Genomic DNA, 26,198 nt, shown 5'->3' with positions numbered 1-26,198 from the left:
GTTTTATGAGCAACAGCCAGGTGCGCAACAAGCTTCACCTTGTGGTTTTTCTGCGTATACAGTAATGCTGTAAATGCCGGTATTGCTTTGTTTGAAGGTTTCGATTTCTTCAGTGGTTAAATAATTCGCAAGTATATCGTCCGGAATGGTGATTACTTTCTCTTTCTGAACCATTAGGTTGACGAAACCGTTTGCTTCAATCAATTCAAGGTAAACTTGTTTTTGAATGGCCCCGGCAACGCAACCTGCATACATTTCAGCTGCCTGTTGAATTTTTTTAGGAAGGGGTCCTTCAAGCACAATATCCGAAATGCTAAAGTGACCGCCTGGTTTCAAAACACGATACATTTCCCCGATAACCGCATTTTTATTTGGAACGAGGTTTAATACACAATTGCTAACTATAACATCAGCAACATTTGCTGTTACAGGCATTTTTTCAATATCTCCCTGGCGGAACTCCACATTGTTGAAGCCTCGAACTTCAGCATTTGTGCGGGCTCTTTCAATCATAGCAGGAGTGAAGTCAATTCCAATTACTTTTCCGGTTTCCCCGGTTTCATGACGGGCAATAAAGCAATCGTTGCCTGCGCCGCTTCCGAGATCAATAACAACGTCTCCTTTCTTAATCTTGGCAAATTGTGTAGGCAATCCGCATCCAAGGCCAAGGTCCGCATCGGGGTTGTAACCTTCCATCTGCAAATAATCATCACTCATGATGTTGTACACTTCTGTTGAGCAACAACTGGCCCCGCAACAGGATGCCTGGTTATCGGCCTTATCTTGTAAAGCAATTTCACTGTACTTTGCTTTTACCATGTCTTTGACATTTTGATGTTCTGACATAAAGTTTATATTTTGGTTTATTGCAATATTGCGATATAATTAGGCAAAAAATTTTAACAACAACTATTACTGTTGTCTACGTCTTTAAAGAACGCTGAAAAAAGCTCTTTATATTGTTTCCAGACCTTTGCGTTAATGCAATAGCAAACACTTACCCCCTCGATCGCTCCTTTAATAATTCCCGCATTTTTCAGTTCCTTCAGGTGTTGCGATGTGGTTGCTTGTGCAAGTCCCAATTCGTCAACAAGGTCTCCACATACACAAGCATTCTTTTTTACCAGATATTGAAGAATTGCGATCCTCGCCGGATGGGCAATTGCTTTTGCCATGTTCGCAATATCATTCTGCTGCTTTGTAAATAAATCTGATTTGGTAGCTCCCATAATATTGCAATATTACGATTTAATTTCTATTCACAAAACTTTTTGTTAGTTTGATAATATCTTTTGAAGGAGAAGTTGAAAATCGCGCTACTGATGGACGTCTTCGGGCACGTGTCCGGATAGTTCTTTCTGGTGTTTTGATTACAAAGTGGGCCTTGGTATTTGTCCTTCAAAATAACTAATTGGTCAGTTGTTTTTTGCAATTCGCAATTCGCACATTCTGCTGCAAAGCATTTAGGCGCATCATCGGCTTTTCTAACACCAAAATGGTCTTTTTTCCGCGTCCAATAGCAATTTACCTAGTAGAAGAAGACTTTTTAACGGAGTTCGTAAAATGACGTTTTTTTTTCGCAAACCGCTAAAGTCCCCCCATCATTTTGCACTATTTTGCTGCCATTCTTCGATTAAAACTAAACTAACGATGAAGCTACAAGCCAAAAAATGCCTATTGGCATTCTCACTAACACTCCTTCTGGGCGCTGCTGCCATGGCCCAGACCCGAACCATTACCGGTACGGTAAAAGATCAGAACGGTCAGCCTTTAAAAGGGGTAAACGTGATGGTCAAAGGAACCAAAACCGGCAGTACTACGGATGAAACGGGTAATTACTCAATCGCCGTTGACAAAAACGCAACACTGATTTTGTCTTTCACCGGTTACTCCAGTAAAGAAATTAAAGTCGGTACATCACAGTCGAGCATTAGCACACAATTGACGCTTGCCGACAAAAGCCTCGATGACGTAGTTGTAGTGGGCTATGGTACTCAAAAGAAAATCAACATGACAGGTGCGATTGAAACGATCAGCGCCAAACAATTGGAAAACCGTCCTGTAACAAGCACGAGCGCTCTATTACAAGGTACGGCTCCCAGTATCGTATTCAGCACGCCGGCAGGTGGCAACACCCCTGGCTCAAGTCCCACCATGCAGATCAGAGGTCAAGCTCTTTTAGGTGGAACCACTCCTCCATTGGTGGTCATTGATGGTATTCCTGCAGGTGTGGGTGACCTTAACTTGCTGAATCCAAATGCTATCGAAAGCATATCTGTATTGAAGGATGCTGCATCGTCTGCTATATATGGCGCCAAAGCTGCTTTCGGTGTGTTAGTGGTTACTACTAAAATGGGTAAGAAAAATGAAAAGCCTTCCTTTACGTACAATGGGAACTTTGCAAATGTTGAAAATGTGAGAACGCCTCACACTGTAGACTCATATACTTTTGCGCTCTCCAGAAATCAGGCGCAGGCAAATAGCGGAGCTGCTGACTTTTTCTCAACAGCCACTTTGGATTTGATTCAGGATAATGTAAATAATCCGGGAAAATATACCCTTGCACAATTGAATCCTAACAATGGCCTTGCATGGAGTAGTGCCGCAGTGACAGCTAATAACAATGATTGGTTTGATATATTGTTCAAGAAGTCGTTTCGCCAGCAGCATGAGATATCTGTAAAAGGAGGAAGTGATAAGACTAGTTACTTTTTTTCTCTCGCTTATGTGAACCAACCGGGGGTTTTTAATTTTATACAAGATATAGACAAGTATAAACGTGTTAATCTCAATGCCGGATTAGTTACACAGGTAAATGACTGGATAAAGTTGAGCTATCGTACGCGTTATTCACTGGCCAATACATTAGCTCCAACAGGAGTGAATAACGATAGAAACAGGTTCTATCAATTTGCTTATGGCGGATGGCCAACCATTCCGGTAAAAAATACTACGGGACAATATAGCGCTCTATCGCAGATTCTTCCGGCAATGGAAGGGGGTAATTCTAATAATACAGGACATCTTCTGGATAATATATTAGGACTGGATCTTAATCTTGCGAAAGGATTGACGGTACATGCTGATGGTACTTATCGTGTGGCTTTGAACGATAACCAGACGCTCCGGAAACCTGTTTATGAAATAGCACCTAACGGAGCGCTGAACCTGGTTCAATTTACGGATGTGTCTTCAATCGCTAAATCAACTGCTTTAGGTACGTACTGGACCTTACAGGCATATGCCGCTTATGAACATAGCCTGGGAAAACATAATTTCAGAATTCAGGCTGGTAGCCAGGCTGAAGAGACCAAAGCGAAAACCTTGTCCGGTTCTAACTTGAATCTTTACGTTCCCGATATGACTTCTATCGCTACAGCGTATGGAACAGCTCCATCACTTACTGATGCAATAAGTGATGGAACGGTTGTAGGTGTATTTGGAAGGTTTAACTACAATTACGACAATAAATACCTGCTTGAGGTAAACGGACGATACGATGGTTCCGGCCGTTATGCAGCCGATAAGCGCTGGGGTTTCTTCCCTTCGGCATCTGCAGGTTGGAATATAAGTAGCGAAAAGTTTTGGAAATCCATAGAACCAATAGTTAATCGTGCGAAATTAAGAGCATCTTATGGTACTGTAGGTAACCAGGCTCAGTCAGGATATCCGCATATATCTACTATGCAAGGATTTGCCCAGTCACCATGGATATTCAATGGTGCACGTTTGCCTTATGTTAATATGCCTGGCATATTGAATATGGACCGTACCTGGGAGAAATTTACCACGGCTGACTTTGGCCTGGAATTAGGTTTCTTAAATAACCGCTTAAGTACCGAGTTTGATTATTTTAACAGGTTGTCGTGGGACAATATCGGGCCGGCTACCCCTGTACCAAGTGTATTGGGTGATGTTGCTCCGCCTGTAAACAATGCTGAGTTTGTTACCAAAGGTTGGGAATTGCAGATGAACTGGCACGATCATATCAACAAAAATTGGGACTACAATGTTGGACTTAGCTTGTCGGATGCGATGTCGCATGTAACCAAGTACAATGTTACAGGTGATCCCCTGCTTAGCGGATGGTATGTGGGCAAACAATTTGGTGAGATCTGGGGATACACTTCTAATCGTTTGCTGAACCAAAATGATTTTCCTGATCCTACTAAAATCACAGCACAACAACCAAACATTAGTCAGAGTAAAATAAATGCCCAATGGTTTTCCGGTGACGTGAAGTATGAGGACCTCGATGGAGACAAGTTAATCTCTCCGGGTGCTTCAACCGTTGGAAGCCATGGCGACCTTCGCAAGATTGGAAACAGTACTCCTCGTTACCGATTCGGTTTCAATTTCGGAACAGGTTATAGTTTGCCGAAAGCTGGCCGTTTAGATGTTTCTGTATTCCTTCAAGGTGTAGGCAAGCAAGACTTGTTTATGGGAAGCAGTTACTTTTATTGGGGAAATATGTACACCGGTAGTTCGATTGGAACAGGTATATATCAAGGAAAACAATTGGACTATTATAGAGATGCCAATAGCAACCCAAGACTTCTTGCCCTGTTAGGCCAAAATGTAGACGCTTATTTCCCAAGGCCGTACAATTCAAGTGGCCAAGGTGCCAAAAACTTCCAAACCAATACCAGGTATATGGTTAGTGGTGCCTATGTGCGCTTGAAAAACGTAATGGCAACCTATACCTTACCAAATCAGTGGTTAACCCATGTGAAGGTTCAGACTTGTCGCTTTTATTTCTCGGCAGAGAACATCGCAGTGTTGTCGAAGCTGCCTAATTACATCGATCCTGAGTTCGTGAATGGAGGTCAGATGTATCCGGAGCAGGCAACATACTCATTTGGTGTAAACCTTGGGTTTTAATAAATAAATTAAAATAAATCATGAATAATAAATTGATAAAAAAATATATCAGAAGATCCCTCATCTGGGGGGCTTCTGTCTTCTTAATCGGTTCGCTGGGTTCCTGTAAGAAGTTTTTGAATAATGTTCCACTGGACCAGATATCTACACCTGAATTTTGGAAAACTCCTCAGGAACTGGATGCCTATATTGTAGGCCTATATGATTGGTTACCGGGACAACTATCTTCATCAGGGATGGGCTACTATACAGATGACCAGGTCTCGGACAATATGGTTTTTGCCACAAATTATAACGCGTTTATGAATGGCCAAAATTCCGTTACTCCTCCTACAGGGGGAGCATGGGTGTCCGGCTTTACAGCTATACGACAAATCAATACGTTTTTCGATAACTATCAAAAATGCCCTGCACCATTTGCACAGTATCAACAGACATTTGGAGAAGCCTGCTTTTTGAAAGCATTAAGGTATGAGGGCCTGGTGGCAGCGTTTGGTGATGTGCCTTGGTATTCACATGTACTATCGCCTTCAGATTCTGTACAATTGTATAAAGCCAGAGATCCGAGAAGCATGGTGGTAGATTCCATTATGAATCTCCTCGATAGCTCAATCAAGTATCTGAACGTAAGAGCAACAACTGGCGTAAACAGGCTCAATAAAGAAACAGCGCTTATCTATAAATCACGTGTGGCATTGTTTGAAGCAACCTGGGCTAAATACCACGCCGGAACACCTTCGGCTTCAAGCGTAAATGCCAATAAGTTATTCCAAAAAGCTATAGACGCATTCACCCAGTATAAAACATTGTTTGGCACTATAACCACGGCTAACTTATATTCTACCGGTGGAACACAAACGGCTTATTACAATTTGTTTGGTCAGTTTGATTATAAAACTATCCCCGAAGTTACCTTGAGCAAGAACTATTCGCAGGCACTGAATGTAACCAACCAGGTAGGTTATATTGTATGGTTATATGGTTATGGCGGATGTTCATACTCTTTGGATATGGTAAAGAGCTACCTGAAAAAAGATGGAACATACATCGATATTACAGATACTGTAAATGTAATCACTACAAAGGGTGCTGCATCTTTAACTCAAATGGCAGGCCTTCTTGACCCTAGATTCAAACAGTCTGTATTTATACCGGGTGATTTGCTCAATAATAATACTTTAGGTTATAAGGACTCCACGTTCAGAGTGCCTCAGATGCATAACCCTACTATAGGCAATAATACCATAACCGGATTTGCACCAAAGAAAGCACATAACCCTAGTTCTACATTATCAGGCAACTATATTGATCCTGAGATTGCAGGTATTTCTTTCAGACTGCCTGAGTTAATGCTTAACTATGCGGAAGCGTATGTTGAATTGAATGGAAACTACCCCGATCTTTCTGACAATATTGATGTACTTCGTCAACGTGTGGGCATGCCTACCTTAACAAGTGTGAAACCTACGGTAACAGCAAACTGGCCTAATTATGGCTATGCCATACCAGATGCTTTGGCGATTGTGAGACAAGAACGCAGGGTTGAATTAGCCGGTGAAGGTTTCAGAAGTGGTGACTGGAAAAGATGGAGAGCACATGCACTATTTAATGGCAGCCGTCCGAGAGGTTTTAAACTTGTTATGGCTGACTATGCTCCATATACTACTAAGCCCAGCGTAAAAGTGGATGCTAATGGCTATGTTGATCCGTATCAGGCTACTTTACCTGCCGGATACACATTCAATGCAGGCAGAGATTATCTCTCTCCGCTTCCGATGGATGACCTTTCGCGCAACAAGAAGCTGGTGCAGAATCCAGGATGGGCGACTCCATAAAAAGCAGTTTTTTAGTTTTTAAATTCGAAGAAAGGATATTCGTTTTCTATGAAAACAGGATATCCTTTCTTCTGTTTATTTGACCATTGTTTAATTTCTCCCTCAACTTAACTTCGCCAGTAATCACAAATAGTAGCCCGGACCTAGTAGAAATGTTTCGACCTTTTGTAAATTATCAACGAGAGAAAATAATAGCCAATATGAACACCCGTCTTCTTTTATTCTTCAGCCTTTGTATTTTTTCACTACATGCTCATTCGCAAAATAAAGATGGGCGCTATATTCTGGACATGGTTCACAATAACCCCGGCGAACCATTAACCCAATCAGTTTTTAACGATTCGAAAACATTGAAAGATCAAGGCTACACAGGCCAGGTTTTCAACGATTTTGTATTTGCACACGCTGCTATTACTTTTAAAAAATTAAATCCCGCTATCTTTCCGGAAGGTTCCAAAGAATGGCAGTGGGTAATGAACGCGGCAGAGACCGTAAGAAAAAATATTAAAGCAGCACATGCTGCAGGAATCAAAGCATACTATTTTACCGACGTTATTGTACTGCCTAAAAAACTCGTAGAATTGTATCGCAGTGAAATTTGCGACAGCCTCGGTCGCATATCCTTTGAGCGTCCCCGCACATTAGAAATACACAAAATAATGTTGGAAGAGTTGTTTGAAACTTTTCCCGACCTGGATGGATTGGTTATTCGCACAGGTGAAACCTACTTAAACAATATACCTTATCATACAGGTAATAATCCCATTACCAATGGCGAGCAAAGCCATATCAAACTAATTAATCTGTTGCGCGACGAAGTGTGTGTAAAAAGAAACAAAACTATATTTTATCGTACATGGTCTTTCGGAGGTATGCACGAATCTCCCGACTATTATTTAAAAGTGGTCAACAGCATAACTCCGCATCCACAACTCATATTTTCTATTAAACATACACAAGGTGATTACCTGAGAACAGTTGGGTTTAATCCTACCTTAACGCTGGGCAACCATCCTCAAATTATTGAAGTGCAGTGCCAACGCGAGTACGAAGGAAAAGGGGCGTACCCCAATTACGTAATGAACGGCGTGATCAATGGATTTGAAGAATATGAAACCAATTCACCACAGAAAGGTTATAAGTCGCTGAACGATATAAAGAACAGTCCCAACTTCAAAGGCGTATGGAGCTGGAGTCGCGGTGGCGGATGGGTAGGGCCTTATATCGGCAACGAATTCTGGTGCAAACTCAATGCATACGTAATTGCTCATTGGGCCGCGAATACGACGCAAACAGAGGAAGAAGTTTTCAATCATTTTATGGATGAAAATGGAATTGCCGGTGCTTCACGCAAAGGGTTCAGAGAACTTTGTTTGCTTTCAGCAAAAGCAGTATTGAGAGGACATTTCAGTAGTGCGCTGCCATTCGAAAAGGATTGGTCATTCTGGATGAGAGACGAGTTTCTTGCCGGAGTAGATTCCATTCCGGAAAGTCCTTCATATGCCTCTGAGGGAATGTTGTATAGTGCATTTTCCAAATACTATAAGCAAGGCGTATTGCAAAAGGCAGTTGCCGAAAAATTTGAAGCCGCGGCTATGTGGGAAAAGATTGAAGCCTTAAGCCGCAATATAGATATGCGCGACAAAGCAGACCAGGCCTATGTCAAAGTATCCAGCCAATACGGACTGTTGTTACATAAGATAATCGCGGAAGGATGGAACATTATGGCGCTAGGATTTGAGGGAGATAAAACAGGCGTTTACAATAAGGCTAAGATAAAAACGTCAATAGAAAATTATGATCGTTATTGGAAAGCGTATCAGAATTTGAAGAACGAAAATCCTTCCTGTGCTACCTTGTACAAGCCTTATGCTTTTGTGTACATCGGGCCGGAATATCATTTAAAAAAAGGCATGGGCGCTTCAGTTGACAAGTATAGAAAGTTGGTCAACAGCGAAAACCCGGATGCGAAAGCGTCAGTAAAAAAATAATGTTTCTTGTTTGGATCATTCGTTAAATAAATACTGAGTAACAAATGAAAATGCGAACTGTTTTTTGTGTGTTATCTTTTTTCATGTTTGCAAAAACATACAGCCAGCAACCTGCCGATCTCGCGAATCCTCTCGTAGCTACAACAAAGCCACGGTTTGATTTTTTTGCAGCAGCATCACTACCTTATGGCATGATAGCTTTAAGTCCGGATACACATCATGGTGATTTGTGGAACGCAGGTTATCGATACAACGATCCTTACATTCTCAACTTCAGTCACATTCATAATGCCCAAACAGCCGGCATTCCGGTAATGCCTGTAACCGGTTCCTGTAAAGCATTGCAGGGGTTGGAAGCCTCTCGTGCTAAACTCGACCATACAACAGAAATAGCGAAAGCCGGATATCATAAAATATTTTTGCCGGACTATGGCATAACTGCAGAATTAACTGCTTCGCAGCGTGTGGGTTTTCATCGCTATACTTTTCCTGCTGCAAAAGAAGCGCACATCATTATGGACCTGACCGCGGCGCTTGGTCCTGTAAATATGGTGAAAGGATATGCAAAAAAAGTAAGTAGCAATGAGATAGAGGGCTACTCCGTAAATGCACCCACTTTCAGGAGAAAGAAAAACTGCACCATTTATTTTGTAGCAAGATTCAGCAAGTCATTTGATAAGATCAACTTCTGGAAGTCTGCTTCCGATTCTACGAAGGAACTAGTTAACGGAGATGTTACTGACGATAAGAAAGCTGGCTTGTATGCAAGCTATTACAACCTTCACGAAGGAGAACAAATAATGCTGCAAGTGGGAGTATCATTTGTAAGCATAGAAAATGCAAGGATGAATCTTGAAAAGGAAATGCCAGATTGGAATTTTGATGCAGCGGTAGCAAGAGCAAAAGCCGCATGGAACGACTACCTGGGAAGAATCGAAGTAAGCGGAGGAACGAGAAAACAACAGGTGAAGTTTTATACAGATTTGATGCATACAGCGATTGGCCGCAGATTAACCGAAGATGTGAATGGCGAGTATACTGACAATAGCGGGCCTCAGCCGGTGGTGAGAAAAGTTCCACTCACGGCAAACGGTAAACCATCCTATCATTTTCTCGATGCAGATGGATTGTGGGGAAGCCATTGGAACCTAAATATTTTGTGGTCAATGGTATATCCTGAAGCTGGAAATGATGTTGCCACCACTTTTCTTGACTATTACTACAACACCGGTATTATGGGTCGCACATCCTGGGGAGGACAAGAGTGTTGGGTGATGGTGGGCGATCAGACAGTACCCTTGATGGCCGCATTGATTCAAACACATCGTGCAACATTTAATACAGAAGATGCTTTTAAAGGTGCTTACAAAAATGCATTTCCCGGAGGAACAAGAGACAGGGGTGGTTATGAAGCAGGTCAATCTCCCAAAGGCGGCGGCATAGACTGGTATCTCAAATATGGTTATGTGCCCATTGAAATTAGAGACAGAGGCGATGGATACAACAGGGGTGGTGCTTCTATGACTCTTGAGTATGCATACCAGGATTGGTGCATAGCCAACATGGCATCTGTCTTGAATAAAAAGAAATATTGCCCTGAATTTTTGCAAAGAGCAGGATACTGGAAAAATATTTTCGATTCATCAACAGGATACACAAGGCCTAAAGATACTTTGGGCAAATGGCTGACTCCATTCGAAGCCATAGGAACAAAAAGAGGCGTCAATCATGCCACACCGGGCTTCATTGAATCGAATGCATCCATCTACAGTTATTATGTGCCACAAGATGTGAGGGGATTAATAAATGCCATGGGAGGTAATGAAACATTTATAAAAAGATTGAATGCTGATTTTGAAAGTGCAGTTGGTTCGGGCTTTGCAGCAGAACATGGCGAGCATTATGCTGCACGTGTTGATTACGATAATGAGCCCGGCTGTCAGCTTGCGCACTTATTTAGCTACGCGGGTGCGCCATGGCTCACACAGTATTGGGTTCGCCAGGTGAAAGAAAATACTTTTGGTGATACCACGAATTATGCAGGGTACAGAGGCGATGAAGACCAGGGACAAATGGGTGCCTTGAGCGCTTTGATGTCAGTTGGGCTGTTTGATGTACAAGGTCTCGCCGATGTAAATCCAACGCTGGAAATTACGTCACCCATTTTTGATAAGATCACCTTTCATTTGCCAGGCAAAAAAACATTTGTGATTCAGACATCAGCACCTGCAGGGAAAGACAACACCTACATTCAATCGGCGACACTGAATGGAAAATCATGGAAAAGTTTTGAATTGCCGTTTAGCACATTTGCGAGTGGAGGCTCAATGAAGATTGACCTGGGGCCAACGCCGAACAAAGAGTGGGGGCAGCGTTTGCAAGCGGTCAATTAGATAACATGAATTGAATTTCGTCTGTTACTATCCGTTAACTAATTGTATTTGTTAACGGGCAGTTCGTTTCAAATGAAATATAATTATTACAACAAACTAATAATGATTTTAAGAATTAATCGAAGCACTGATAAATCATCCAACTATAAAACCACTTTTTCTCATTTGCGGAAGCTATGTTTTATTGTATTGTTGGTAGTATTAACTGGTCTGGTTGCAATGGCCGGCAAACCGATCAATTATTATGTAGATCCTGTTAAAGGAAATGATATTACTTACGATGGAACCAGTGCGGCAAAAGCATTTCGGACGATTGAAAAAGCCCGTGACGTGGTACGCACTATGCATGCAAATATGAAAGGCGACATACATGTCTATCTGAGAGGCGGCACTTATTGGTTGAAGTCCACTTTGCTTTTTGATACAACCGACTCGGGCACCGGTGGCTTCAATATTATTTATGCAGCTTATAAAAATGAAAAGCCTGTCATCAGTGGAGGCAAGGAAATTACTGGCTGGAATCTATATGATACAACAAAAAACATTTATAGAGCATACACTGGCAAGGGACTCGAAACAAGACAATTGTTTGTCAACGGCGTCCGCGCAACCCGTGCCAGAAGTACTGTTGCGCCCTCTCCTTTAACTTTCGTTAAAGCATTTGGCTACACAGCTAAGGCTGATGTTTTTGCCAACTCTTCCATTCCAATGCAGCAATGGAAAAACCAAAGTGATATTGAATTTGTATTTAAAAACGAATGGACAGCACCGAGGATAGGAGTTGGCACCATTACCCGTAACGATAGCATCACCACCATTAGCATGAAGCAACCCGGTTGGGGATTTGTAACCAATAAAGGGGGAACTTCTGTTGGCGGAAACCACAACGCCAAAGGGCTTCCATGGTTTATTGAAAATGCTTATGAACTGTTGGATGAAGAAGGTGAATGGTATCTTGACAGAACAACAGGTTTCATCTACTACAAACCTCGAACCGGCGAAAACCTTGCTGCCGCTTCTGTTGTGGTGCCTGTACTAGAAGAATTGGTAAGGATCCAGGGAGCAGATGCAGGTAATAAAGTCAGCAACATTCAATTCAGAGGACTTACGTTCTCTCATGCTACATATTTAAGAGTGAATGGAAATCGCGGATTGCCCGATGCTCAAAACAACGTGATAAGAGATGACCAGGGCGAGAGTATCATCAATGCTGCTGTCAATCTTACATATGCAAGAGCTATCAAATTTGAAAGAGTGGTATTCGAACACCTGGGAGGTAATGCACTCAACATGTACAGTGGTTCACAGGATAACCTCGTGGTAGGTTGCGTATTCACAGATATCTCGGGCAATGGCATCCAGATAGGTGATTACAAAGGGATGTTTACTGCCGGAACAGAAAACTATATACTGAATGCCGACAGTCTCGTATGGCTTCGCAACAACGATGTGTACAACAGTTACTTCAACAAGATTGGCGTTGAGTATTTTTCTTCAACAGCCATAGCAGCAACGCTGCCGGTGGATATGGATATCGTGCATAACGAAATTGGCAATATACCCTATTCAGGGATTCATATTGGATGGGGATGGGACAGGTTCGCGACTTCCGTTTCCCAACGAACGAATATTCAGTATAACTATATTCACGATGTCATGTCTGTATTAAGAGATGGCGGAGCGATCTATACACTGGGGCCAACCAATGGCTCAGCCACAAACAAAGGGCGCATTTCTAACAACTATATTCAGAATGTAAACAACCAGTTTGGTGCTTTGTATGCCGATGAAGGAAGCAGTTGGTTTGATCTAACCGATAACGTGATAAACAACACACCAAGGTATGCGCATATCTGGATAAGCACTATTCACGATATCAATATCAATAACAATTATACTACCACATTAAATAATGTAAACAAGGGCATCAATACGAGCATGACAAATGCTACACTTGTTTCTAATGGCAATTGGCCGTCGGCAGCTCAAAAGATCATGAACAATGCAGGATTAGAGAAAGATTATCTGAATATAAAGCCGGCAAGCGGCAAATAATTAACAACCTCATTATGAAATATTGTCTTTGTGTTTTAATGTGTTTGCCTTTGATTGTTTTTGGAAAAAAATTTGCAATAATTGATAAGAGTTGGGCCGGAGAATTGGAATACGCAAAACAGGAATTGAAATTGTTTTTGGATAACAAAAATGATTGGCACTATTCCGCCGGTTCAAAAGACGCTGATTGGATAATTGTGCTGTCAAAAAGAATGGGCATGGCTGAGTCTGCCTTCAGTATTAAAACAGCAGGCAAACAGTCAAAATTAAATGTTGAATTAGCAGGACGCAGCAATAGCGATGTGTTTTGTGCCGCTTATACACTGCTGGAGCGCCTTGGTTATACATTTGAATTGAACGGTTATCAGGTTCCTGACCAATTGAAGGTGAACACTCTAAAAAATGGATGCGATACAATTGTTCCAATTGCAAAGTACAGAGGCATCAGGCAGCATATAAATTTTCCGATGGATATTTCATCCTACAGCATTGATGATGCCAAACAATACATTCGCAATCTGGCGAGGATGAGATTTAACTTCATCACTTTTCACAGTTATCCCGGCCAATGGTATGAGTTCAATGGAAAGGATACTACATTTTTAGCGGGTAACTTTTTCTATGGGCACAGACATCCAGTGCCCAATGATCCATTTTTTCATCAACACATCAAAAACCAGAATGTTTTTTGCATTCCTGAAATAGAACCTTACTACGATAGCCTTGCCATCAAAAGTAAAATGGCTGTTCAATGGTTACAGGAAGTGATGAAAGAGGCAAAGCGTGTAGGACTTAAAGTACAATTGTCATTTGAACCAAGAAGCACATCTCTTGATGTTGATTCTACCATCAATCTCATTCAGCAAATACAGAAACAATATCCCCTGGCAGATGCATTTGAATTAATGACCGAAGAAGCGGGAGGATGGGGACCGGCTAATACAGATGTGGAAACAAAGCAATACCTGGCTTCCTTCTTCGGAATTGAAATTCTGAAGGATACAATGGTTACCCGTTACATTCAACCCAAACAGGCAGATCTTGGTTACCTGTACGCTCAGTTGGGGCATTTCATAAAAACGTTTAATACCATCAAAGAAAGGAAAATCAAAACCAAAGAACTAAAGATCGGTATCTATTGCGATGGCAAGTATAATGTTCCTGTCTATTACCTGGCTAAGAAGTTTGCAAACGGGCATGAAATAGCCATGCTTCCTTCACATGGCAGCGACAACGTGGCAAAGCATACGACTAATTTGCTAAAAGAAAGATCAGACTGGAACATTACTCAACTTTATTCTTGGCTGGAATTTGACGGAATGATGTTTTTTCAACAAAACGGTATCGACGGCATTTATAAACTATTAAAATACCAGAAGGACAGTTTTCCTTCATCCAGGATCAATACTGTGGCATTTAACCACTGGCGAACTTCCGAAAATAAGATCGCTGCGAGATATGCGGCGCTTGCAACGATGGAAGGGCCTTTAGAGCCGAATGAATTCTACAAAACATACGCGAAGCGAATCGGTATTTCTCAAGCTGATTCATTTGCAGTCGCCATGAATTTGATTGGAACAGCTTACAATTTCAGAAAATCTAACATGGCATTTGCGTGGCTTGGATATTGGAAAAATGGAATCAGGTTCGAAGATGCAAGTGGCTTGGAAAAACAATATGCACTATATCAAAATGCCGCTGCAACATTGAAACGTTGTATAACCGGTAAGGAGAATGCATATGCTGATTATACGCTTAAGTTTTTGGACAATAGAGTAGATGCATCGCTCAAGTATTTGAAAGCGTTCTTAAAACAAAATGAATTACAGAATAAAAACTTATCCAATGCAGCGTATGAAACTATCGGTGAACAGGTAATTGATCTTTTTAAGGACTGTATGAAAACCTATTCCATGATGATGCCCGACAGAGGTTGTGAAGGAACATTGATAAACATATATCATGGGCCCATTCGCGCTGTACAAATAAGCATCGCTAAAAAAACGGGTAAGCCAGTTGGTGAAATACAACAAAACAGCAAGCTGTTCGACTCGCCTGCGCCTCCTGTCTTTCAGAATTAAGCTCTCTCAAAGGAAGGAGTAAGGTTTTTGCTTATTGCTGAAATTTTCTTTTATATACGGGTCACTAAAATATACACAAATTATTTTCCAATCCTACCGGTCGCAAAATGACTGTTTTTTTTCGCAAAGTGAAATTAGACACGCAGTAGCATTAAGGTAAATTGCCGTAACGAAAATTCATGTTATCTGATGGCGAACAGATAGTCGTCTTCCGAACAATGAATTGCTTTTTCAAAATTTTCAAATAAGCCATATGGAAGAATTAGCTACATCTCTAGCTTTAGATCTCGCAAACTACAGCAATCCCGTTTCTGGTCTTTTTAACCAACCAACAACTCCTGAAGAGTGGAAACAATACATGCTTACAGAAGAGCAAGTGAAATCATTCCAGGAAAATGGTTTTCTTTCGGGAATTCGCATACTTACAGAAGAACAGGTTGACATACTAAATAATGAACTTGTAAAGCTTCAGGCAGTATCACCGGAAGAAAAGGAATTGTTTTATCATTATGAGAGTAACGAGTCCATGGATCCGCAGAAAGTTCTTTTTCATGCAATTGGCGGCTGGCGCGTAACTCCGGGATTTCATGATATTATATGGTCACCTGCATATCGCATGGCTGCTTATCAATTGCTTGGGCAATCTTTCAGGCTCTTCCATGATCAATTGTTTTGCAAACCGGCAAAACATGGAGGCGTGGTAGCGTGGCACCAGGATTTCTCTTACTGGACATTTACAAAGCCGATGCAACATTTAACCTGCTGGATTGGCCTTGATGATGCAACTACAGAAAATGGCTGCCTGTATTATATTCGTGGCAGCCACAAATGGGGCCTGCTGCCAATTACGGGGCTCACAGGAGACATGGATGCTGTGACTCAGGTTTTGACCAAAGAGCAGAACGAGGTTTTCAAAAACAAGGTGGCAAATGAACTACCTAAGGGATATGCAAGCTTCCATCATCCTTTAACAATGCATGGATCGTATGCCAATTATTCCGATCATCCGAGAAGAGCAGTTGTAATCAATTCAATGGCTGATGGTACACTTGGCAATACGGCGGATTATGCACGCATGGAGGCTCTGCACAGTTTCCCAAAGATGCCGCAGGATCAAATATTGGATGGTAAATTTTTCCCCCTGCTGTTCGATGGCGATAAAGAGCTGGCATCGTTGACGAATGTTCCGAAAGCAGATTGGAAATAGTAGGGGCGAATCGTATTCGCCCTTCCACTGAATCGCATTTGACCTTCCTCCGGATCGCATTTGCCTTTCCGCATTTACGGTAATTGTTTATTTTGAAAAATCTCTCTAAACTTCTTTACTTTAGAGAGATTTTTTGCAATGAAAACAAATCAACCAAGACTTGAAAATAAGCTGAAAGTGGCCGTACTGCTGGATGTAGCCAGGGCGTATGACAGGGATATTCTAGCTGGCATTGCCAATTTCAACAAGATCCACAATAAATTTGTTTTCTTTTTCTTTTCGCCAAAGTACGTGCAGAGTGGCTTGCAGGAGAACGCAATAGCACGGGTAATAGACTGGAAGCCCGATGGCGTTTTGACCAGGGAGTTGGATGAATTCAAATTACTGCTGAATTTAAATGTTCCCCTTATTATATTTCCTCACACAAATTTGTATAAAGACAAAATAAACTCATGGGGTAATAACAAAGGACTGGGCAAAACTGCTGCGGATTATTTTATTGCAAAAGGGTACAAGCATTATGCTTTCCTGGGATTTAAAGATTTTCAATGGTCCGTCGAAAGGCTGGAAGGATACAGTGAAGAACTAGGCAAAGCCGGATATGATGTCAATACCTTTATTTTTGACAATACGAAGCTATTGTGGGAACATCTTCCGGCAAAGCTTACGGAGTGGGTGGGCACACTGCAAAGACCCTGTGCAATTTTAGCCGTTACAGATGAGTTGAATATGCACTTGCTGAACGCCATCAATCAAACCGAATCAAAGGTGCCTGATGATTTTTCAATTTTAGGAGTTGATAACGACGAGATGCTTTGCGATATGGCAAGCCCTACGCTATCAAGCATCGACCAAAATGCTAAACAGACCGGTTTTGAGGCAGCATCAGCTTTGAGCAGGTGGATGGAACTAGGCGAAAAACCATCGGACAATATTATTTCGGAGCCGGGGAGAGTTATTACACGCGGCTCTACAAGTGCATTGGCAATCGACGATGAGCAGGTGCGTGCTGCATTGCATTACATTACGAACGCAGCTCCTTCGCGAGACATTTCTGTTGATGATGTTGTTGGCGTCACCACCTTGTCTCGCCGCATTCTCGAAAAAAGGTTCCAGTCGCTCATTAAAAGTTCTGTGCTTGAAGAAATAAAGAAAGTAAGGATTCGAAGAATTAAGTTCCTGCTTGAAAATTCTGAGCTTACCATTCAGCAAATCGCTGACGAATTGAACTTCAGGAACTTCGATAATATTTCAAGATACTTCAAACAGTATACAGGGATGAATCCAAAGGACTATCGTAACCGGTTTAAATAATGTGAGACAATTGGGAATTCTTCGTATGCAAAATACGACATCGAATCGCGCCACATTATTGGCAGTCTTTCCCGCTGCGCAAAGTGACAGTTTTTTTTCGCAAACTGACATAAATCAGGGGACTGCATATGTTAACTTGCTCTACTGGTCCGGAAAATTGACCGGCATCAGTTAAAAATATTAGAGTTTACTTTTTAATACTTGCTATATGGAAAATTCGACAACAGAGATAAAGGCCGCTGCCTCGTTATTGGGGGTTACAGACAACGAAAGCGGCACTGAGCTTATCAATAAAAAATTTATCATTCTTGTTAGCGGCGTAGCGGCATTGGGAGGTTTGCTATTTGGCTTTGATACGGCCATTATATCAGGTGCCATTCCCTACATTACTTCCTATTTTTCACTTAACGAATACTGGGTAGGTTGGGCAGTTGGTTCTATATTGATCGGCTGCGCAGCCGGTGCGATGCTCGCCGGTAAACTGGCAGACAAATACGGGCGTCGCTATATGTTGATTATTTGCGCAATTTTGTTTGCTGCGTCTGGAATCGGTGCAGGGCTCTCAACCAATCTTACAGTTTTTATCATATTTCGTTTGATCGGCGGATTGGGCGTTGGCGCTGCCGCAATGGTATCGCCGATGTACATTGCTGAAATTGCGCCTGCAAAATGGCGCGGGAGGCTTGTAGCGTGTTATCAGCTTGCCATCGTATTCGGAATCTTAATCGCTTATTTTGCCAATTTTATTTTTGATGGAACCGGTGCAAATAACTGGCGATGGATGTTTGCTTCCCAGGCCGCACCATCACTGCTGTTTTTTTTAATGTTGCTGCTGGTGCCTGAAACGCCCCGTTGGCTCATCATGAAGCAAAGAATTGCTGAGGCTGAAAAAATTTTAAAAAAGGTGTTGGGCAAAGCGCACGTTGAAACAGAGATCAACATAATCAAACACAGCTTTCATAATGCGAAAGGTGTTTCGTTAAAACAATTATTCAGCAAAACGTATAGACCTGTTTTATACCTCGGTATTACCGTTGCGATATTCCAGCAGGTCACCGGCATTAACTCGATCATTTATTATGCCCCGGAGATATTTAGAGAAACCGGGCTTGATAGTTCCTCTTCGCTTATGCAGACCATTGGCATTGGTGTTATCAATATTCTATCCACTCTTGGAGCGATTGCACTGGTGGATAGGATAGGCCGGAAAAAGCTTTTGTTGATCGGAACAATAATGATGGGTATTTCACTTGTAGCAGTGGGCCTTTGCTTTAAATACCATTATTACGACCATTATCTTGTACTCATTTTCATGTTGCTGTATGTAGCCTCCTTTGGTTGCACGCTAGGCGCTGTTGTGTGGGTTTACATTGCAGAGATATTTCCAAACCTTATACGCAGCCTTGCAATGTCGGTAGCTACACTTGCCCTCTGGCTCGCTGATTTTGTTGTAACGCTCACTTTCCCTATAATGACCGACCCGAAACATTTGGGCACATCTAATACAATGTTTTGCTATGCAGCATTATGTGTAGTGGCATTTGTGTATATGCTGTTTAAGGTAAAAGAAACCAAGGGCAGGTCATTGGAGAATATTGAAACATTGTTCGTACACTAAGAATTCAATGGCATTTAGTTAAGCAACTTTTCAATTACTTGGTTGCTATGTCCAGGAAAGAAAGACTGCTTGTCATCCCGACGAAGGAGGGATCTGCGTGATTGTTTACGCATAGTGTTCGTTAGTGCCAGGCCCAGATCCCTCGTTCCTCGGGATAACAAGCGAGATGCTTTTGTTTTTTTCAAACACCTTAACCAAACGACATTGAATTAACAATTAAGAATTGAGAATTAGGGGGGCTTTGTATGCAGCATACGTTCAATATTTTGATTTTTGAATTTTTCCTTTTGACTTCATAAATATTTTAGTTAAGACTAAAGAATAAAAAACCGAGTTATAACACAACAATGAAAGTTCAATTTTTTTGCCCGCGGTGGGGAAGTGAAGATATGCAGTGGGAATTGTTTTGCAGCAAAGCAAAGCAGGACGGTTATGATGGAATTGAATATGGCATCGCCCGTGAAGCCAGTGCTGCAGAGTTGGATAATATTTGGAACGAGGCAGCTAAAAGCGGGCTCTCGATAATTGCTCAGCATTATGATACAATGGATGCTGATTTTTCCCGCCATTACGATAACTATTGCTCATGGCTTGAAAAGGTAACTGCTTATCCCGTTGTCAAAATAAACTCGCAAACCGGCAAGGATTATTTTTCCTTTGAACAAAATGCGCAGCTTATTAAAGCGGCTGAAAACTGCGGTACACAAGTCTTACACGAAACGCATAGGAATAAATTTTCCTTTGCCGCTCACATCACAAAAGAATATTTGGAAAAAATACCTTCCCTCAAAATTACACTGGATGCTTCTCATTGGGTGTGTGTGGCAGAATCCTACCTGGAGGATCAGGCTGCAGCCATGCAACTTGCAATAGCACGGACACAACATTTGCATGCAAGAGTTGGTTACCCCGAGGGCCCGCAGGTACCGGATCCCAGAGTGAAAGAGTGGAGTGGGGCATTGGAAAAACATTTAATGTGGTGGGATGAAATAGCCGAAAGAAAAAAACAAAGCAATGAATTGCTCACCATCACACCCGAGTTTGGACCCTATCCGTACATGATTTTTCATCCTGAAACAAAGGCTCCGCTTAGTGATCAGTGGGCAGTAAATGTGTACATGATGAATTTGTTGAAAAAACGATTTGCATAATGCCGCATCGTAAAAACACCTAAGATTCTAAGTTGCATATTTTCAAAACATACAGACGGTAATGTGGTCATAGATGCGAATACTGAAGTTGCCAATGCGCAACAAAACATGCAGGTAACAAAAAGCAACTATGATTTCTCCCAAAAAATATATGGATATCACAATTTAGTTGTAAGACTTGTCAGGAGAATATATTCGTCGCCTGACTATAGCAAAAGCTTTCAACAAGCAACTGTGGTATTTAAAGAAATAAAAGTACACATTAAAAGATAATTGTTGGACAGAATTTCGTCGAGCTGGATGCAGTCCAGTAATGATTTGTAGCCAATTTGTCTTCCGTCGGCCCAGCTTTTACAAATACTTTTGTATGGGCTGTTTTTCTATTGTTCATCAAAAAAATCTTCGTCAATTTGCTTTATTTCATAGATTGTCTTTACTTGAATTCCGACGTTAAATTCATGCATAAGGGTTACTAATTTCTGTCCATCAATACAGATTATTTTATGATGAGCAGAACGAGCTTTCTCTAGTGCTTTTGCGTCAAATTCTGAAGTAGTGACAAATACACCCTTGTTTGTATCACCACTCATTGCGCCAATAAAATTTCTTATATCCTTTTCTCTCACTTTACCCTCATTAAATCTCTTTGCTTGAATGTAAATTTTATCTAAACCAAGTTTATCCTCATTAATAATTCCGTCAATTCCTCCATCGCCTGATTTTGAAGTTTCAATGAATTCTCCATATCCCATTTTTTTAAGTAGTCGTAGTACTACTTTTTCAAAGAAATATGGGTCGAGATTCTTTAACTTTTGAAGAAGTTCACTTTTGACTTCATTTTCAATCCTGTTAAAACCTTCATCAATCAAATCTTGGGGAGAAGATATTTCAACTTCATGTTTATAGTTGCCTGAATTGGATTGTTTCTCCTGCTTATAAAAGTCAAACAACGAACTTTCGTTTTCTAAATCTCTTACAGACAAACTGGAAGAGTGTTCTTTCCCCTTGTCAGTAATTTGAACATGTCCTCGTTCTGGGAAAAAAACATAACCTCCTTTCTTTAAATATGATTTCCCCCATGCGATCCTATTGTCAATTAGCAGGTCGCCAGATTTTGTCTCAAGTTTAAGCTGTTCATCGGTCAGTTCCGAATAAAACTTTGTTTTTACTTCTTCAATCAGGTCTCTAGTCTTATAAACTCTTCCAGTTTTTAAGATTTCAAGAATTGGAATAAAGGTCTCGTCAAATTTTGGAATTTCCATTTAATTGAATTCTTGTCTTTTAAAATGGCTCACAATGTTTTGTGGCTTGGCGAGGGTGACAAATTTCAGCACAAATGCTGATGCGGAGATCCAATGTTTGATTAACCACAAATGTGTCTGCGGAGTACTGAACCGCCACTTTTTCCAAACCCGTGTTGCCGGTTTGTGCTTCTTTTCTAATGTTGTTATATATTCTGTATTCCGCATGATTGAAAATAATTAAATGTTCCTTCATACAGTTCTTTTGGTCTTGTATGGTCAAGGGCGTCACCTTCTGGAATATAAATTATAATTCCTTGTCTGGCTCTAGTCAAAAGCACTCTGTAGGCATTTTGCAAATATGTTTTATCGTTTTCGTTGTGAATATTTTGCCACTTAGTTCCAGAAAAGTATTGACAATTCCATTTTCCGTTTTCAAAATAATAGTTGATGTCCCAGGCTAAACAAACCCAATCAATTTCTAATCCTTGTATGTCAAATTCAGTTGCTATTTCTTCTAAAAAATAAGAAGAACGAATATCATCTGAATTATTTAAAAACCAATTTGGAGCTGATATTTCATTTTTTACATCAATTCCTAAAGGTCTTAATCTTCTGCCGCCTGAACTTGCAACTACTCCAAATCTTTCACTTCCTTTTGCTTGAGTTCTCAGCCATTTTTTTGCGGTTGTCAAATCTCTTGTAGTGAAAATTGGAAAATCATTTTTGACTTCTCCTAAAAGAGTACTTGCTCTTTCATGCTTTCCCTCTAACATCTCGTGCATTAATTCAGAAATTTTCTCTGAACGAAAAGACCTTACTGAAACCGATAAATGCAATTCATGTTTTTCAGTAGCTACTGATTGAACCCAATTTCTTAATTCAATGTTGGATAAATAATTATCGTTTGTAGAAATCAAATTAGAGTAATGAATATCCCAGTGAGGATAGTTGTTTTTCAAAGATGAAAGCCATTCAGAAACTCCAGCCTCACCAGTATTTATTTCTTGTCCACCTCCAATTAAACAGATAATTGTGCACCAATCTTCATGTCTATCCATAACGCTGATTAAGAATTCTGGCTCTGACATATCGAAGTTCTCAACTCCTTTCTTTCGTTTCATAAATGAGCTTACTTGCTCTTTTCCCCACGCCCTTTGCGCCTCGTCAAAAACAACAACTTTTTCAACTGGAGCTTTCTTAGAAATTAAATTGTCATCTCGAAAGTGATGAATATTCTGAATGAAAGCGTTAGCTTTTATTGCTGCGGCCTTTTTTGTTAGAGGTTCACCATTTTCTTTCGATGTCGCAACTTCGTCTCTTGTTAAAGCTTCTCTCAATACATCTACTAAGGGACCGTTTCCAGAAAGGAAAACTGCATGTTCATCTTCAGCAGCTTTCATTCTTTCGTTGGCTATATTTAGACCAGCAAGAGTTTTCCCTGCACCCGGAACTCCTGTCAAAAAGCAAATTGATTTTTTGTTTTCTCTTTTTGCGGTTTCAATTATATTATTGATGCAGTCTGTTGTTTTTGAAAGATTGATTGCTCCTGCATCGTGTCTTGAAATCTCTTTTACACTGTGTCCTTTATAAAGTGCTTGTGCGGCTTCTATAATAGTAGGAGTAGGTTTGTAAATTGAATTTTCCCAGTCGCTCGGATTTATTTGTTTCACATTACTGTGTAATAGTGATTTGCTGATTACTTCTCGTAAATTTTGCTGATTAGCTTTTAAAGGATCGAATAAATTTTTTTCACTCGTAAATATGTTTTCTATCGGTTCTGCTTTAGTTGAAATCAATACTGGAATTAATTTTTTATGATGGCTTCCTTCGTGAAAATTTTGCAAATCCAAGCAATAGTCAACCACTTGTTCTATTGAATGTTTTTGATATTGATTGTCGCCAACTTTAAATTCTAAAACAAAAATTAGATCGTTTATTATTAAAATATTGTCAACTCGTTTTCCCATTCTTGGGATTGAAAATTCAAAATATATTTGTCCGTTGTTAATACCTTGAAGCGTGTCTTTAAGAATTGTTATTTGCTTAACCCAAGCATTTTTTTGTAAATTTTCAAGTTCATGGTTGTGATGCAGACTTAATTGTCCAAGAATTCGTGTTTCATTATCCTTTAAGAAGTCCGAAATTGTATTTGAGTAGTAGCTTCTTGTCATTTCATATTATTAATTGTTAGCAGTTGGGTATCGTCCTGGCATGACCGGCTACTCACAAACATTTGCATGTCTTTTCCAATCCAAACTTGCGGTAATATTTACAAGTTATTAGTTTATAATTTTCTATTTAAATTGACGCAACTACAATGCCCTCGCTCACACAACAAGCGTTTAAAGGTTGATTGTGAACTTAATATATTTTTTTATAAAGCAAAAATATATTTACAAATGGCAAATCAATCACTAACGCTAATGCATACCCCAGACGGATGAATATCTGTTTTAGTAAAGTTGTTAGCCATCTGGAAAAGTATCTTTTTGCAAAATCATAACCCAAAATAACGCACCATGTTAATATAAAATTTTGTATTTTAATAAGACGGTTTAATACTTAGCCCGGAGACACGAACATACATCAGTACCCACGCAATACTTTTCTCAAAGTTGGTGCTATTTAAAGCAGCCACTTATAGGCGGTTAGTATATTCTATGCATTTAAGAAATTAATTTAAATGAACAGATTATTTAACACTATGCCCCAATTTCATTTATTGCTGCAGCCGTATAAAACAAACATCAGGAAGCTTTTCATTTTTGAAGTTTCGCTACTGTTCCTTTTGGTTGCTAATTCTTGTACGGATGCAAATACAAATAAGAACGGGAAACCTGCAGATTCAACAGCAAAAAAAATTGAAGCAGATACGATATTGCCCCAAGCCGCCAGCCAGTCAGATAGTTTTTTCATCGCCCTGAAAAAAGGACGGAAGATATATGTCGGGGATTTCGATACCATGTTAAAGCGTCGAATCGTACGGGTGCTTGTTCCAAATAGCCGAACACTTTTTTTTAATGATAAGGGGACGGAACGTGGAATTTCTGCAGACTGTTTCCGGGAATTTGAGCAATTTCTCAACAAGAAATACCGCAAGAAACCAGTCAAAATACCCTTTACGGTCGTATTTATTCCTACACCACCTGATCAGTTGATTCCCGGGGTTCTCGCGGGACTTGGCGACATTGCAGCCGGCAATCTGACGGCCACAGAAGGTCGATTGAAACATGTGGACTTTTTTGCGCCAAAAGAACTTGGAAGTTTTTCAGAACTTATTCTCACCGGCAAGAAAGACTCGGCGATAACTAACGTGGAAGAACTTGCTGGTAAGACTGTTTATGTACGCAAGTCTTCAAGCTATTTTGAGAGTTTGGAACAACTTAATAAAACGCTCGCAGCAAAGGGCAAACCTCTGGTCAGGCTGGAGATCGCGTCTGAATACCTTGAAGATGAGGACCTGATGGAAATGCTTGATGCCGGTATTGTTTCCGTAGTTATTGTAGACGATTGGCTTGCAAAGATGTGGGCGCAGATACTGCCAAATATAAGAGTGAATGATGTTTCAATACGTAGCGGCGGATACATAGGTTGGTGCTTCCGTAAGAACAGTCCCTTATTAACGGAAGAGTTGAAGGATTTCTACTATAATTATGAAAAAAAGCTTGGAGAGATTCCTTATCGCCTCAAGAAGTATTACGGACAGGTTAAATATCTGCAGGATCCAACCAGTTCCGGTAATGCAAAACGCTACAAGGAAATTATGCAGTTGTTCGAAAAATACGGAAAACAATACGGCTTTGATCCGTTGATGCTGGCCGCACTTGGATTCCAGGAATCAAGACTTGATCAAAATAACCGGAGTGCGGTTGGTGCCATCGGTGTAATGCAGGTGATGCCATCGACAGGAGCAGCAATGAAAGTTGGCAATATAACTGTTACAGAGCCTAACATACATGCGGGAACGAAGTTTGTGAATATACTCATCACCAAATATTTCAAGGGTGCTCATTTCGATGGGTTCAACAGAGCTCTTTTCGCTTTTGCTTCCTACAATGCAGGTCCAGCCAGAATTGAAAGGTTACGAAAAGTAGCTGCCACTCGTGGATTGAACCCGAACGTATGGCTCGGTAGCGTTGAAGTTGTGGCCTCGGAAAAAATAGGCATTGAAACAACTACCTATGTCCGAAATATTGTGAAGTATTACTGTTCATACAAACTTATGTTAGAGCATAGTCAGTTTCATTAATTATCATGGAGTAAAATCTGTTGCCATTAATAATGCTGCCTTATAGAATACAATTTATGTATTAATGTCGTTTCCTTAAGAATAATTTCCTTAGGCGAGATTGCTTCGACCCATTCCTTTCATTTTGGGAATGTTTCCTTTTACAATTCTACTCTCCGCAGGGTCTCGCAATGACGGCG

The 26,198-nt window shown here is 40.7% G+C and carries 16 protein-coding genes; 12 read left to right on the top strand and 4 right to left on the bottom strand.

Features of this window, described 5'->3' with window-relative positions:
- Positions 1 to 3: 3 nt before the first annotated feature.
- Together QJ048_RS08620 and QJ048_RS08615 are read right to left on the bottom strand one after the other, a co-directional pair.
- Positions 4 to 846, bottom strand: a complete 843-nt coding sequence (locus QJ048_RS08620) for an arsenite methyltransferase (protein WP_282333934.1) — start codon at positions 844 to 846, stop codon at positions 4 to 6.
- A gap of 53 nt (positions 847 to 899) precedes the next feature.
- Positions 900 to 1,229, bottom strand: a complete 330-nt coding sequence (locus QJ048_RS08615) for an ArsR/SmtB family transcription factor (protein ID WP_282333933.1) — start codon at positions 1,227 to 1,229, stop codon at positions 900 to 902.
- Positions 1,230 to 1,677: 448 nt separating this feature from the next.
- Between QJ048_RS08615 and QJ048_RS08610 the strand changes: the two genes are divergently transcribed.
- From QJ048_RS08610 to QJ048_RS08560, 11 genes are all read left to right on the top strand, one after another.
- Positions 1,678 to 4,881 (top strand): SusC/RagA family TonB-linked outer membrane protein, encoded by a 3,204-nt coding sequence (locus QJ048_RS08610; protein WP_282333932.1) that lies wholly within the window; start codon positions 1,678 to 1,680, stop codon positions 4,879 to 4,881.
- 20 nt (positions 4,882 to 4,901) lie between these two features.
- Positions 4,902 to 6,716 (top strand): RagB/SusD family nutrient uptake outer membrane protein, encoded by a 1,815-nt coding sequence (locus QJ048_RS08605; protein WP_282333931.1) that lies wholly within the window; start codon positions 4,902 to 4,904, stop codon positions 6,714 to 6,716.
- Between the two features lie 200 nt (positions 6,717 to 6,916).
- Positions 6,917 to 8,707 carry a hypothetical protein gene (locus tag QJ048_RS08600; RefSeq protein WP_282333930.1) on the top strand — a complete coding sequence of 597 codons (1,791 nt, stop codon included), beginning with the start codon at positions 6,917 to 6,919 and terminating at the stop codon, positions 8,705 to 8,707.
- Positions 8,708 to 8,757: 50 nt separating this feature from the next.
- Positions 8,758 to 11,100 (top strand): GH92 family glycosyl hydrolase, encoded by a 2,343-nt coding sequence (locus tag QJ048_RS08595; RefSeq protein ID WP_282333929.1) that lies wholly within the window; start codon positions 8,758 to 8,760, stop codon positions 11,098 to 11,100.
- Between the two features lie 102 nt (positions 11,101 to 11,202).
- On the top strand, positions 11,203 to 13,155 hold the full coding sequence (locus QJ048_RS08590) for a hypothetical protein (protein WP_282333928.1): 1,953 nt from the start codon (positions 11,203 to 11,205) through the stop codon (positions 13,153 to 13,155).
- A gap of 14 nt (positions 13,156 to 13,169) precedes the next feature.
- Positions 13,170 to 15,236 (top strand): hypothetical protein, encoded by a 2,067-nt coding sequence (locus QJ048_RS08585; RefSeq protein WP_282333927.1) that lies wholly within the window; start codon positions 13,170 to 13,172, stop codon positions 15,234 to 15,236.
- Positions 15,237 to 15,489: 253 nt separating this feature from the next.
- A complete protein-coding gene (locus QJ048_RS08580) occupies positions 15,490 to 16,443 on the top strand; it encodes a phytanoyl-CoA dioxygenase family protein (protein WP_282333926.1) in 954 nt (317 codons plus the stop codon).
- A 138-nt stretch (positions 16,444 to 16,581) separates the two neighbouring features.
- Positions 16,582 to 17,757, top strand: coding sequence for an AraC family transcriptional regulator (locus QJ048_RS08575; RefSeq protein WP_282333925.1), 1,176 nt, complete (start codon positions 16,582 to 16,584; stop codon positions 17,755 to 17,757).
- 208 nt (positions 17,758 to 17,965) lie between these two features.
- Entirely contained in the window at positions 17,966 to 19,375 is a 1,410-nt protein-coding gene (locus QJ048_RS08570) for a sugar porter family MFS transporter (protein ID WP_282333924.1), read from the top strand.
- A 347-nt stretch (positions 19,376 to 19,722) separates the two neighbouring features.
- A complete protein-coding gene (locus QJ048_RS08565) occupies positions 19,723 to 20,526 on the top strand; it encodes a sugar phosphate isomerase/epimerase (RefSeq protein ID WP_282333923.1) in 804 nt (267 codons plus the stop codon).
- Positions 20,527 to 20,589: 63 nt separating this feature from the next.
- Positions 20,590 to 20,799 carry a hypothetical protein gene (locus QJ048_RS08560; RefSeq protein WP_282333922.1) on the top strand — a complete coding sequence of 70 codons (210 nt, stop codon included), beginning with the start codon at positions 20,590 to 20,592 and terminating at the stop codon, positions 20,797 to 20,799.
- A 107-nt stretch (positions 20,800 to 20,906) separates the two neighbouring features.
- On the opposite strand, the gene QJ048_RS08555 is transcribed toward QJ048_RS08560, so the two are convergent.
- A complete protein-coding gene (locus QJ048_RS08555; protein WP_282333921.1) occupies positions 20,907 to 21,788 on the bottom strand; it encodes a restriction endonuclease in 882 nt (293 codons plus the stop codon).
- A gap of 185 nt (positions 21,789 to 21,973) precedes the next feature.
- Positions 21,974 to 23,941 (bottom strand): DUF2075 domain-containing protein, encoded by a 1,968-nt coding sequence (locus QJ048_RS08550; protein WP_282333920.1) that lies wholly within the window; start codon positions 23,939 to 23,941, stop codon positions 21,974 to 21,976.
- A 512-nt stretch (positions 23,942 to 24,453) separates the two neighbouring features.
- Here QJ048_RS08550 and QJ048_RS08545 point away from each other — a divergent pair.
- Positions 24,454 to 26,019, top strand: coding sequence for an MltF family protein (locus QJ048_RS08545; protein ID WP_282333919.1), 1,566 nt, complete (start codon positions 24,454 to 24,456; stop codon positions 26,017 to 26,019).
- Positions 26,020 to 26,198 lie beyond the last annotated feature (179 nt).

This window comes from Pinibacter soli (assembly GCF_029961145.1).
In the GTDB taxonomy this organism is placed as follows: Bacteria; Bacteroidota; Bacteroidia; order Chitinophagales; family Chitinophagaceae; genus Pinibacter; species Pinibacter soli.
Note: the sequence above shows the minus strand (reverse complement) of the source record. Positions and strands in the feature narration are given on the sequence as shown.